The sequence below is a fragment of the Grylomicrobium aquisgranense genome, from assembly GCF_033971865.1.
Classification (GTDB): Bacteria; Bacillota_I; Bacilli_A; order Erysipelotrichales; family Erysipelotrichaceae; genus Bulleidia; species Bulleidia massiliensis.
On record NZ_JALBUR010000002.1, the window covers coordinates 78087 to 90752 of the forward strand.

Annotated in this window: 13 protein-coding genes; 4 read left to right on the top strand and 9 right to left on the bottom strand. The window is 46.8% G+C overall.

Annotated features, from left to right (window positions below):
• Positions 1-7: 7 nt before the first annotated feature.
• The 4 genes from MOZ60_RS01480 to MOZ60_RS01495 all read right to left on the bottom strand — a co-directional run bounded on the left by MOZ60_RS01480 (position 8) and on the right by MOZ60_RS01495 (position 3607).
• On the bottom strand, positions 8-721 hold the full coding sequence (locus tag MOZ60_RS01480; protein WP_370595390.1) for an energy-coupling factor transporter transmembrane component T: 714 nt from the start codon (positions 719-721) through the stop codon (positions 8-10).
• The gene (cbiM, locus tag MOZ60_RS01485; protein ID WP_370595391.1) at positions 711-1730 is read right to left on the bottom strand and encodes a cobalt transporter CbiM; all 1020 of its coding nucleotides are present in this window, start codon (positions 1728-1730) and stop codon (positions 711-713) included. Before cbiM ends, MOZ60_RS01480 begins: the two co-directional genes overlap by 11 nt.
• A 76-nt stretch (positions 1731-1806) precedes the next feature.
• Entirely contained in the window at positions 1807-2163 is a 357-nt protein-coding gene (locus MOZ60_RS01490; protein ID WP_370595392.1) for a metal-sensing transcriptional repressor, read from the bottom strand.
• A gap of 133 nt (positions 2164-2296) precedes the next feature.
• Positions 2297-3607 carry a phenylacetate--CoA ligase family protein gene (locus tag MOZ60_RS01495; RefSeq protein WP_370595393.1) on the bottom strand — a complete coding sequence of 437 codons (1311 nt, stop codon included), beginning with the start codon at positions 3605-3607 and terminating at the stop codon, positions 2297-2299.
• Positions 3608-3781: 174 nt separating this feature from the next.
• On the opposite strand from MOZ60_RS01495, the gene MOZ60_RS01500 reads away from it, so the two are divergent.
• Both MOZ60_RS01500 and MOZ60_RS01505 read left to right on the top strand, forming a co-directional pair.
• Entirely contained in the window at positions 3782-5026 is a 1245-nt protein-coding gene (locus MOZ60_RS01500; protein ID WP_370595394.1) for a glycerate kinase type-2 family protein, read from the top strand.
• A gap of 183 nt (positions 5027-5209) precedes the next feature.
• Complete coding sequence (locus MOZ60_RS01505; protein ID WP_370595395.1) at positions 5210-6535, top strand: class II D-tagatose-bisphosphate aldolase, non-catalytic subunit; 1326 nt, start codon at positions 5210-5212, stop codon at positions 6533-6535.
• 55 nt (positions 6536-6590) lie between these two features.
• Here the strand turns inward: MOZ60_RS01505 and MOZ60_RS01510 are convergent, their stop codons facing one another.
• Entirely contained in the window at positions 6591-7295 is a 705-nt protein-coding gene (locus MOZ60_RS01510) for a hypothetical protein (RefSeq protein ID WP_370595396.1), read from the bottom strand.
• A gap of 87 nt (positions 7296-7382) precedes the next feature.
• Between MOZ60_RS01510 and MOZ60_RS01515 the strand changes: the two genes are divergently transcribed.
• Positions 7383-7655, top strand: coding sequence for a hypothetical protein (locus MOZ60_RS01515; RefSeq protein ID WP_277645190.1), 273 nt, complete (start codon positions 7383-7385; stop codon positions 7653-7655).
• A 67-nt stretch (positions 7656-7722) separates the two neighbouring features.
• Here the strand turns inward: MOZ60_RS01515 and MOZ60_RS01520 are convergent, their stop codons facing one another.
• The 3 genes from MOZ60_RS01520 to agaV form a co-directional block, all read right to left on the bottom strand.
• Positions 7723-8586: a PTS system mannose/fructose/sorbose family transporter subunit IID gene (locus MOZ60_RS01520; protein ID WP_277009315.1), complete on the bottom strand. Its 864-nt coding sequence runs from the start codon at positions 8584-8586 to the stop codon at positions 7723-7725.
• Positions 8576-9367 carry a PTS sugar transporter subunit IIC gene (locus tag MOZ60_RS01525; RefSeq protein ID WP_277009314.1) on the bottom strand — a complete coding sequence of 264 codons (792 nt, stop codon included), beginning with the start codon at positions 9365-9367 and terminating at the stop codon, positions 8576-8578. The genes MOZ60_RS01520 and MOZ60_RS01525 overlap by 11 nt, the downstream gene beginning before the upstream one ends.
• Before the next feature lie 69 nt (positions 9368-9436).
• The gene (agaV, locus tag MOZ60_RS01530; protein WP_277009313.1) at positions 9437-9913 is read right to left on the bottom strand and encodes a PTS N-acetylgalactosamine transporter subunit IIB; all 477 of its coding nucleotides are present in this window, start codon (positions 9911-9913) and stop codon (positions 9437-9439) included.
• Positions 9914-10143: 230 nt separating this feature from the next.
• On the opposite strand from agaV, the gene MOZ60_RS01535 reads away from it, so the two are divergent.
• Positions 10144-11322, top strand: a complete 1179-nt coding sequence (locus tag MOZ60_RS01535) for a helix-turn-helix domain-containing protein (RefSeq protein ID WP_370595397.1) — start codon at positions 10144-10146, stop codon at positions 11320-11322.
• A 379-nt stretch (positions 11323-11701) separates the two neighbouring features.
• Here the strand turns inward: MOZ60_RS01535 and MOZ60_RS01540 are convergent, their stop codons facing one another.
• Positions 11702-12664 (bottom strand): N-acetylglucosamine kinase, encoded by a 963-nt coding sequence (locus MOZ60_RS01540; RefSeq protein WP_370595398.1) that lies wholly within the window; start codon positions 12662-12664, stop codon positions 11702-11704.
• Positions 12665-12666: the final 2 nt, after the last annotated feature.

Consider the following 12666-nt stretch of genomic DNA (forward strand, 5'->3'; position numbering starts at 1 on the left):
GCACATATCACAGTCCATTATAATCGCCTGTAAAGCCGCGGCACTGCATGGCTTCATACATCTGCTGGTTCATTTCTGATCCGCGCACAAATGTGATGCCCATGACACCGCCAATGGAATTGTACTTCTTCTGATTTTTTCCCACCGAGCGAAGCTGCACAGAAGTCAGCAGATCATTGATCAGGCTTCCCAGCAGAACAATGTATTTCAGGGTGAGATCAAGCGTGAAGATGAAGACGGCAGGCAGATGGAGCTTTCGCAGTGCTGTGGTGATGTGATTCCATTGGGTTGTGTGATTATAGATCCCAAGTGCACTGACACAGAGAAACACTTTGGAAATGATGAAAAGATCGTTGGGGATCAGGGTTGGACGCATCAGCATTGCCGGCAGCAAGAGCAAACATGCAAGCAGCGATGCCCTGCTGCTGGCTTTGACAACAGGCAGAATATCTTTTGCAGGCCATGTGCAAAGATATCCAAGGATCATGGCAGCAAATGCCATGAGCAGGATTCTGCTTTGGGTAATGGACACGGACAGGATCAGGATCAACAGCAGGCACAATTTGAAAACAGGCGGCAGTGTCCGCCCTTTTTCATGGCCATGCTGAACACGGATCTGTGCCATGGCACAGCCAATGGTTTTGATCGTAGAAATAACGAAACGGCTGCCATCCTTTTCCGGATGGTAATCATCTTCTTTTTGCATCCATTCAGGCAGCATACTTTTCCTTTTTCTTCACAGGAATGGAAAGCAGTTTGAAAAAAATAATCAGCAAAGCTGTTCCTATGATGGCAGACAGGATATAGCCGATAATCTCATTGAAGCCGGAAACTGCATAATCCGGCAGTAAGGCCTGCAATGTCCACCCTTTTGATAACCCCTGCGGTGTATAACCGAGTGTTTTTCCATTTGTGACAATCGCTGAGATCTCATCTGCACCCCATTCTCCCCATGCTGTTCCCTGGGCAAGAAGGCCCAACGGTGATGCCGCAATTAAAATGGCAGTCAGAGCAAACAGCGGCACACGAGATTTTGTGTGTGTCTTTGTGTCATCACCATACAGCAGATCCGGTGATGTCTTTCTGACAAAGGCCAGAATTGCAATTGTAAAAGCAGCTTCCACAATGCCTGCAACAAGCAGATGGGGAATCATCATAGCCGGGATGGAAACGGAAAAATCATAGGGACAATACAGAGCGTTGCCGGCTGCGTCATGAAACAGGATGGGCTGGATGCCGAATTCGATGGCTGTGCATAATGCCGCAAGATTAATGCCTGCATAGGAGCCAATCGCAGCAGCGGCATAGCTGATGCCATGCCGGTCCTTCTTTCCTGATGCTTTCTGGATCAGCGAATAAATGCCATATCCTGCATAGGGCAGCACAAAGGCCATGTTAAAGCAGTTGGCGCCAAATGATAAAATACCGCCGTCACCAAAGATCACTGCCTGCAGCAGCAGAGCAATGGAGATTGCAATGCAGGCCGCATCTGGTCCGAATAAGATTGCAATCAATGTGCCGCCTACGGCATGACCGGTTGTTCCGCCCGGCAGTGGTACATTGAACATCATGCTCAGAAAGGAAAAGGACGCTCCAACCCCAAGCAGCGGCATCTTCTCCTTTGGCAGATCACGATTTACCCTGCGCACAGCATGTACCCATACTGGTACCATTGCTGCCCCCATAACGGCACACGTGGCAGGTGAAAGATAATTCTCCGGAATATGCATTGTATTCTCCCCTTTTTCTGTATGTGCTTACATTGTATGAAAAATGGGAATTACTCACAACCCGGGTGGGGGTTACTTACATGTACTTTGATATTGCCTTCTTGAATTCTTCGATTGCCTCTGTATCGCCATCCTCAATCGCATGGGTAATACAGTGTGTCAGATGTTCATTGATGATCTCTTTGCCAAGACTATGCAGAGCAGACTCTACGGCCGCCAGCTGCATCAATACCTCAGAACAATCCTCATCGTTTTCAATCATCGTTTTCACATGGGTCAGATGCCCGCTCGCCTTGGCAAGACGATTCAGCTGCTTTTTCTTTTCTTCAGGTGAATGATAGTGACCATGAACATGTGCATGTCCCACAGTCACATCACCAGGAATTCCAACATTGTCTTTCTGTACCTTATTCATATCTATAACTTTATTCATATCTATAACTTTATACGATGATCCACATTTTCCGCATCCATCAGAACACAATGATTGTCCCAAATACACGGAATATTCCAGAATACATGAAAGCATGAAAAAGCAGAATCCTGATATCTTTTCAGATTCTGCCTCATCTGCTGCGATTTACAATCATGGCCGTCTTGCCTGATACCGGATTCCGATATAACTGTTCCGGAAATACAGTTCGAATTCTGATGTTGCGCATCTTTTTCTCTGCCAGCATTTTTCCAACCTGTTTTCTTACTTCCACCTGTACTTTCTGATGATCCTGATCTGTCAGACAATACACGGTCAGTTCCTCTTTTCCTGTCTTTTCATACTGATAGGCAGATACGCCTTCCACATATAAATCATCCAGCATCAGTGGATGCAGGAAATCAGGCTTTCCTTCTTCATTGTCATACCAGAGAGTATCCTCCACACGGCCGGCAATGCCATCAATATGCGTAAACGGCAATACGCCATCATAGCCTTTGTCAAAGCCGGTCATGATGTCATTCATGCGGTAGCGAATCAAAGGAAATTCCGGATTGTGCAGGGTTGTCAGAATCAGTCTGTGCATGGAATCTTCCTCAACATAGTTCAGATCATCAAACAAATACATGCCGTCATACCAGCTTCCGCCGGCACCAATCAGGATGGATTCAGAGCTGCCGTAGTAATTGATCACATCCGCATGGAATGTATCACACAGAGCCTGCATCTGTTCTTTCGTGACTGGTTCACCGCCGATGATGATTTTCTTTGGGGCAAGATGAATCCTGCCCTCTTTCTGCAGTTTCAATAGAATCGCCACACAGGATGGATAGCCGGAAAGAAACTGCGGCTGGAAAGCACCGATCTTACTGACCCATTCGTCCAAAGGATCAGAAGCTTTCACCACAATGCAGTTCACATGATATTTCTTCAACCCGCTTGTTAACAATAACGTACTGGCATAACCGGAGCCAACCGATGCCGCATGGATGTTTTTGATCGGTAGATCATACCAGGCAATCCGGTTCATGCCGCCTCTGTTGACCAGTCTGACAAAGTTTGCCTCAATTGCCGTCATCATTCCACGTCCATAAACAAACGGCGTCGGTGTTCCCGTAGAACCAGAAGAATGAATCACCATGGCACCATGGGACGCCTTCCAGCCATCTGCTGTATGATGGACTGGAACAGTGGCAATCTCTTCAAAATGATCGATCACATCCTGCTTTGCCATCACTGGCACATCGACTGGTGCAATCTCAAAAAGATCATCTCTTTTCAGTCCCGCTCTGCTGTACAGATCATGATAAAACGCTGAATGATCATAGGCATGCACAAGCACATGATGAAAACCATCCAGACTCTTCTGCTGGATCTCTTCCCGTGAAAGCAGCGAATTCTGCCAGTATCTCCGGCTTTCTATGACAAGTGTAAGTAATGACATCTCATCCACAGTATATCAGTACACCGACACTTCAATTTGATCATTTCGATTAATTTGATCAAATTGAAGACGATTATGATCAAATAAATCCTCTTCAAAATCATGCATGCAATTTCATCGTGTTTTTACCTGCCGCAAACACTGGTGTCATACAATAGAAATGAGGACTGTACGATGAGAACAATACAAGAAGATGCACAGCAGATTATGAAGAAAGCACTGCAGGATGCCCAGCCTGATCAGGCTGTCATTTCTGCCTTAAAGAAGATGCCGGAAGTAACTGGAAAAATTGTGCTTGTGGCAATTGGCAAAGCTGCCTGGACAATGGCAGAGACCGTTGAAAAGCAGCTTGGTGAGAGCTTGAGCAAAGGTGTCTGTATCACCAAGTACGGCCATGTCAAAGGTGATATCACCCATGTCAAATGTCTGGAAGCAGGCCACCCTGTGCCTGATCAGCACAGTATCTTTGCCACAAAGAAGGCCGAGAAGCTGGTTTCTGATTTATCGCCGGATGATCTTGTCATCTTCTGTATCTCCGGCGGCGGCAGTGCCCTGTTTGAGGATCCGATCATTCCCCTTCCTGAACTGCAGGATATCACCAGCCAGCTGCTTGCCTGTGGAGCAGATATCCAGGAAATCAATATCATCCGCAAGCACCTGTCCGGTGTGAAGGCAGGCAGATTCGGCCAGCTGTGCCAGCCAGCCCATGTGTACGCGATTATTCTGTCTGATATTATTGGCGATCCCCTGGATGCCATTGCGTCCGGTCCAGCCGCTGTGGATCCCCATACCTGCCAGGATGCGATGGCAATTGTAAACAAATACCATCTCACCCTGTCTGATGATGCAATTGCAGCATTGCAGGAAGAAACACCAAAAGCGTTATGGAATGTGGAAAGCATCGTCACTGGCAGTGTGAAACAGCTGTGTCAAAGTGCTGAGGAGGAATGCAAAAGACTTGGTTATACGCCCATCTATCTGACATCTTCTTTGGACTGTGAAGCCAGGGAAGCAGGAAGGTTCCTGTCGGCAATTGCCCGGGATCATCAGGACAGCCCGGTTTCACTGGCATATATTCTGGGCGGCGAAACCGTTGTGCATCTGACTGGTAAAGGTCTGGGCGGACGGAATCAGGAGCTGGCTTTATCAGCATGTGAAGGCTTGTCCGGATGTCATGATACATGTCTTTTTTCCATTGGTTCAGATGGCACGGATGGGCCAAGTGATGCGGCTGGGGGTATGGTGGATGAACATACGGCACAACTGATGCAGGAGAAAGGAATTTCCATCCCTGACATTCTTTCTGATAATGACAGCTATCATGCCTTACAGGCTGCGGGTACTCTGATCAAAACAGGTCCTACCGGTACCAATGTCAATGATCTGACGGTTCTGTTAATCAGGCGAAATCAGAGATAGCGTTTCTTCCGGCTGACATTAATGCAGAACAGGATCATCGATAAGAAATATGACTTCGAGGGCTCATGTGTCTGTGCCATTTTCAACTGATTTTTCCTTTTGCAATGTGCAAATGTATACACGCTGTGGCGGATAGTGACAATTCTTTCCCGTATAATGATTTCAGGAGGAATATTTGCTTTTATGGTAAAGGAAAATCCATTAAAGAATATTGTCAGGCTGCAGAAAGCAGGCAAGCAGGTTGGTATTTACAGTGCCTGCACATCCAATGGCTTAACATTGCGCGCATGCATGCAGCGGGCAAAGGAAACAAACACAATTCTGCTCATTGAGGCAACTGCAAACCAGGTTGATCAGTACGGCGGCTATACAGGCATGAAGCCGGCAGACTTCATGGAATTCATCAAGAAGCTGGCAGCCGAGGAAGATCTGCCAATGAGCCAGATCATTCTTGGCGGCGACCATCTGGGTCCGCTGACATTCGCACATTATGATGAAGAAAAGGCAATGGCAGAGGCTTCTAAGTTGATCCGTCAGTTTGTCCTGGCCGGTTTCACCAAGATCCATATCGATACATCGATGAAGGTTGCTTCGGATGATCCTGACACAAGACTGTCGGATGAAGTCATTTCCAGAAGAGGGGCAGAACTGGCTGTTGTCGCAGAGAATGCTTATCAGGAACTGCTGAAAAAGAATCCGGATGCCATTCATCCGGTATACATCGTTGGCTCTGAAGTACCGATTCCGGGCGGATCCCAGCAGGCGGTCGATACCGGTCTGCAGGTCACCAAGGTAGAAGACTTCAAAAACACCGTAAATATCTTTGAGAAGTCCTTCCATGAACATGGCCTGGATGAAGCCTGGAAACAGGTCATCGGCTTTGTTGTTCAGCCTGGTGTTGAAGAGAAAGATGCCGGCTGCACACCGTATGACAGATCCAAGGCAGTAGATCTGATGGCTTCCATCAAGGAATACCCAAGCTTTGTGTTTGAAGGACATTCCACTGACTATCAGACAAAGTATGCATTAAGAGAGTTGGTTGAAGATGGTGTCGGTATTCTCAAGGTTGGACCTGGCCTGACATTTGCGATGAGAGAAGGCCTGTTTGCTTTGGCCTATGCCGAGAAGGAAGTGTATAAGGATCAGCCTGAAAAACAGTCCCACTTTATGGAAGTGCTCGATGAAGCCATGACAAAGGATCCGAAGTACTATGCCCATCATTATCATGGCACTGCGGCTGAGATTGCGTATAAGAGAAAGTTCTCGTTCTCTGACCGCTGCCGCTACTACATGCCGCAGCCGGAAGTTGTTGCGGCCCAGGAAAAGCTGTTTGAGAACTTCAAAGATGGCGTTCCGCTGGGTGTACTCTCACAGTTTGCCCCGATTGCCTATACCAAGGTCAGAGAAGGAAAGCTTCACAATGACCCGGTATCCATTGTCAAGGACAGAGTCATTCATACTGTAGATGAGTATCTGTTCGCTTCTCATCAGGAAGAGATCAAGTTCTGACACCAAAAAAATCAGTATCGTTTCCAACAGGGAAATGGTACTGATTTTCATTTACTTAGATCTTCATGCTCAGGATCTGATCATAGTTCTTGTTATCAAGCATTTTCTGGATCAGATCATGATAGCTTGTCTTGCGAAGCTTTGGCTCCGCCTTTTCCAATGCAAGCTGGCACTGCTTCTTATCACCCTTGAGATAATAGGACTGGGCAGCCTTGTAGTATGTCACGCCACACGGTATATCATCCTTGATATTCTTAGCACGTTCCATTAACTCATGTGCATACTTGCCATCTTTCTCAATGTGAATCGCATTGGTATAATCCGCTTCCCGCATCATCTCTTCATGCGTCTTCTTCTGCTTCTTGGAAAGATCATGATCATAGATCCTGGACATCTCTTCAAAATCCTTTTTGGCAAGATCAATCTCAGTTCTGCCAACATGCCATGTCAGTTCCTTCTGCAGCACAAGCAGTCTGTCCGCAGCCCGCAGTCTGTAGGCATCGGCCTTTTCAAACTGTTTTGCCAGTGCTTCATCATCGTTCTTCATCATGTAGGCATCAATGGCCATCAATACGCGCAGCTTCTTGGAAAAGAAGAATTTAGCGCTGGCTGTATTCAGCTCTTTGAGAAAGCCATCCGCATCACCATTGCGGTACAGCAGAATGGACAAAACAGCCGCTTCTCTCTGGGAGAAGAAGGTCCAGGCAAGATACAGTGCAAGACCAATAATCAGTAAAATTGCAAATAAACCCCACTTCATAAAATATATCCTCCAGCGGTCATATGATCGTGTTTTCTTGTGTTATTATCATAGCAGTTTCTTAATTATATAAGGAGAGCAATTCGTATGAACAACTCATCTGCTGTTGTTGCCATTCTCATCCTGGCATGCGTTGTCATTTACTATGAGGTACGCAAAGCCAGACTTCTGAGCCAGGCAAGAAAGAAGAAAGACTATGAGGTTCCGCTGAGTGATGATGTTCAGCACATTTACTATGATGAATACCAGAAGAAAATGAATGAGCTGAAACAGGAGAAGGAAGACGCGGATAAAGAGCGTTCTGCCAATCACGCGCCGGAATCACAGGATGACGATCATTCTGATACAACTGCTGCATAAGCAGTTGTTTTTTTATGCAGGGATAAGAAAAGAACACCCGAAGGTGTTCTTACTTTCCCTCTTGGAATTAGCTATGCCAAGGAACCGGAACCAGTGCTGTGTAAGTACCGGACCAGATACCGAATGCACATCCGACGATACCGATGGCAAGGAGAAGCAGGATGCACTTTGTCGGGCTCCAGCCCTTCTTCTTGATCAGGTTATAGCACATCAGAGTGAGGATCAGCGGGATCATTGCCGGCAGGATGCTGTTCAGCTTATCCTGGATAACGATCGGCGTATCACCATTGGCGATTTCCATGCCCAGTGTTGTAGCGCCATAGTTGCAGGTCAGAGCACCGACAACGAAGACACCCAGCAGAGAAGCAGCATGTGTGAACTCACGTGCATTAGCAGTCAGAACTTCAATGGCCTTTGTGCCCATGTCATAGGACATGTACATCAACCAGTAACGGAGAACCATCTGCACACCGAAGGTAATCAGGAAGTAGATGATTGGTCCGGCGACACTGCCGTTGATTGCCATGTTAGCAGTAATACCAGCAGTAATCGGAACAAGTGTGAACCAGAACAGGGCATCACCGATACCACCCAGAGGACCCATTGCAGCAACACGTACGGCACGGATCGAGTTGATGTCAGCCTTATTCTGTTCCATGGAAAGGACAATACCCATAACGAATGTAACAAGGAACGGATGGGTGTTGAAGAATTCCAGGTTATGCTTCATGGAAGTGGCAAGATCCTTCTTATTTGTGTGGATCTTTTCCAGTCCCGGGAGAATTGACCAGAGCCAGCCAGCAGCCTGCATTCTTTCATAGTTGAAGGATGCCTGCAGCATGAGTGATCTCCAGACCATTTTGTTCAGCGTCTTTTTGTCAAGCTGAGGAGCGGGTGTACGATCCTCATATACCAGTGCTTCAGATGCCATCTTCGTCTCCTCCTGCGTTCTGCAAATTCTTAATCTTTACATTTGTGTTGTAGTCATACAGAGCAATTGCAACACCGATGAAGGCAACCAGGATCAGGGTAGCACCGCTTGTTGCCTCGACGTTTCCGAACAGTGCAGCAGCAGCGAAACCTGCCAGGTAAATACCCCACATGTCATCAGCGAGCATGATCTTCAGCAATACTGCAAATCCGGTATATCTCATCATACCGCCGGCTGCGCCAAGACCACCCATGACGAAGCTGAAGTATCTGCTGTTAGAGAAGTTGTTCAGAGCAGTACCAGCTGCTTCGCCGCCAACATAAGCAACGACAGCCAGGATTGCGAACAGAACACCAAGGAAGCACATAGCAATGAGGTTGACCTTTGTGATTCCGGCAGGATCTGCCTTGTCAGCAGCCTCATCAGCCTTGGACATCAGACCAGAAGTGATGGTGAATGTCAGAGTAACTGCATACTGACCGAAGATTGAGAAGACAACGGCCAGACCCAGCGCTGTATCGACATCCAGCTGAGACTTAACGGCAAAGATCATGGCGACGATGCCACCGAGAACTGCATTCGGAGGCTGCGCTCCACCGACAGGCATGTTACCAACCATCATCAGCTCGTAGGTTCCACCTACAACGAGGCCGGTCTTTACATCGCCCAGAATTGCACCGATAATCGGGCAGGCAATAATCGGACGATACAACAGCTCTGTCAGGGAGAACTGGTCAATCGCGAAGATGAAGGTTACAATCGCTAACAATACGATTTGCATAATTGATGAATTCTCTCCTTTTCCAATGATTTAAATGTGATGAATCTTTGCAAAACAATAATGAATGGCTTACTTGAAGAGCTTATTAATGTCTTCAGCAGGCTCCTGTGGTACTCTGCGAATCTCTAATTCAACCCCAAGATCACGCAGTTTCTTGAATGCGGCAACATCCTCATCGTTGACAGCAACACTGCCAGCCACCTGGCGCTTACCTTCCGCCATATGCATATTTCCGATGTTGACCTTTTTAATCGGAACGCCGCCTTCAACCAGCTTCAGTACATCCTCCGGCGTCTCACATATCAGGAAGATATGCTGCTTCGGAGATGCCTTATGAATCGTGGAAATTGTCTTATCCAATGTCCAGTATCTTGTCTGGGCATATGACGGAGCAGCCATATCCATCAACCCCTGACGGAGTTTGTTTCCAGCCACCTCATCATTTGCAACCAGCAGAAGATTAGCTCCAATAGATCCAGACCACTGCGTAGCTACCTGTCCATGAATCAGACGATTGTCAATTCTGCACAATACAATATCAGGCATGTGAATTCTCTCCTTTCTATCAAGCATTATTACTTTTTAGAACGAGTTTCCGGTCAACTGGTCGCTCTTTCTGGTTTCAAGATACATGAAAGCGTTTACTAAGTCTTTATAATTTTTATGACTTGATGTGTAAATTTCGGTAAATTGTCAAAAATTATTGCTGGAAATGAATACATTGTGGGATTCGTGTGTTATATTCATCACGAAAGTTGCACTTTTCGGTATTGGTTATGTTTAGCAAAACAACAAGTACAAGTTATCTGAAGTATGGTATCGTCACCAAGTCATATCTGTCTAAAACAGACATGATCAAAACCTCCCACGTCGAAAGAGACGGCACTGTGTATCAGATGATCGCCTATGACATGCCAGTGTACATCGAACCAGTTGATGGTATGGGCATGCTGCGGGTCGTCAATGATCCACGCATCGACAACATTGAAAGCTTCGCCCTGCACCGCTCCGTCAAGATCAACGCCCACGTCTACTTCGCTCTGGTCCCTATGTCCATGTACGGCAGTATCTCCTACAACCTGTACGTCCATGCCAGTTCCAAAAGCGATGCATTCACATTGCCCCAGCCCTACCGCTACAACTACATTTCACCCCATCTCAGCATCGATGAAATCGTTGCCGTCTACTACATGGTCAAGCGCCCGGGCTATGTCTTCGATGGCGAAGTACATTCCTACTATGAATTCACCTATGTCGACCAGGGCACCCTGGAAACAACCGTCGATACAAAGACCTATCAGATCGCAGCCAACCAGTGTATGCTCTATGGACCCGGACAGTACCATGACCAGCGCATCACATCCGAAGAATCATGTTCTTATCTTACAATCATCTTCCGTGCTTCCGGCATCCATGACGATCTGATGCTGAACAGAGTCATTCCACTGACACGAGCACTGCTTGTCGATGTCAACGACTTTGTCAAAGCAACAGATGACAAGAGTGAATTTCACAACGATGCCATGATTGCTTCCCTGCACTATCTGATCATTGCCATGCAGATGGACTCCAAAGAGACCAGCAAAGTCATGCCGACATCACCGATTGCCCAGCACCATGAAGAACGTCTCGTAGAAGAAATCGTGGATTATATCAACACCCACCTGAACGAACCACTGCCGATCGATCAGGTCTGTAGCCGCTTCTCCATCTCACGCAGCACCCTGCAGAACCTGTTCAAAAACAACCTGAAAGTATCTCCGAAGCAGTATATCAATGATGCCAAGCTTGCCCGCAGCCGCATCTTGATCCGCTCTGGCAAGCATACGATCTCAGGGATTGCCGCCATGGTCGGCTACAACAGCATCCACTACTTCTCCCGCAAATTCACAGCGCAGTTTGGTGTCACACCAAGTGAGTATGCACGCCGCATCTATGATGTCAAAGATGTCTGAGTGAGCAAAAAACAAAACACTGTATTCATTCTGCACATGCAATCGTGTGCTTAAGATGCGTACAGTGTTTTTTCAATGATGAAAACTCTATTGCCTTGTGCTGTTCCATCTGTCTGGTTACAAACACAGCGAAGGGAACAACGATGCCCCTTCCCAGAAGACGCTGCTTGCCATCATTCATTCTGTCGGCATCACTGATGCCTTATGATGAACTCATGATGGCTAATATATACCATGCTTTCTCCGTCGGCTTATCATCCGAAAATAGAAAAACCTGTATGATGTAAGGCATATCAATGCATGCATTTATTTTTTTGTTTACATAAAGGAAAAGTTCATCATATGGCATGAGTATGCATGAATGTTCATGCCTGAACGTTTACTGACATCGCTTGTCCATGCAGTCAGAAGATCCGTGAGAAACATAAAGATGCTGCAGAGCCAGGATGACAGCACCTTCATATGGCTCTTTTACAGGATCCTGATATGACATACCATGCTGCTGTAATGCCTGCACAAAAGAAGGCAGCACAAAATCCAAAGCATGGCGCAGCCCGCCTGTCAGCGATACCGGTATATTTCCTGTTTCAAAATGCAGTTGTCTTCTGACACTGTCTGCCATCAGAAACAATTCGTAAGCGGCCTGCTGATAGAGTTTGGCTGCTTCCGTGTCTCCCTGTTTTGCAGCAGATAATACAACCTGTTGAAATGCTGCTGTATTGGCACGGTTTGGAAAGATGTCTTTCTCTGCAATTGCAATAAAATCCGTATCCTCTTTCAATTGATATTTGTGACGCACAATGCGCAGAAGCGCTCCTGCTTTCATTCTGCCGTCTGCTTCCCTGAAAAACAGTTCCATGCCCTTTTTGCCAATCCAGGCACAGCTGCCTTCATCTCCAACCAGATCACTCCAGCCGCCGCTTCTGGCCTGATTTTCATTTTCATCCTGTCCATAGGAAATGGACCCTGTCCCTGCCACCACATTGATGCCTGCTTTGCCGCCAAGTGCCCCATAGAATCCAACAACGGCATCATTGACCAGAATCCATTGACACGGCAGATAACATTTCAGCTTTTCTTTGATCTGTTTGTCGGCAGCAGCATTTTCACCAAAGCACGGAATGCCTGCCGCAATGATGGCAATGTTTTTTGTCTGAACACCTGCTTTCCTGCACATGTTCCCGATGCCATCTTTGATTCTTGCAATGATGGCATCCATGCCATATTCATGATAGGAAATTGATGATGAAGACACTGTCTCAACAATTCTGCCTGTTTCATCTGCCAGGGCATAGATGGTCTTGGTACCGCCGCCATCGATGCCAATGATATATGTATGCATCA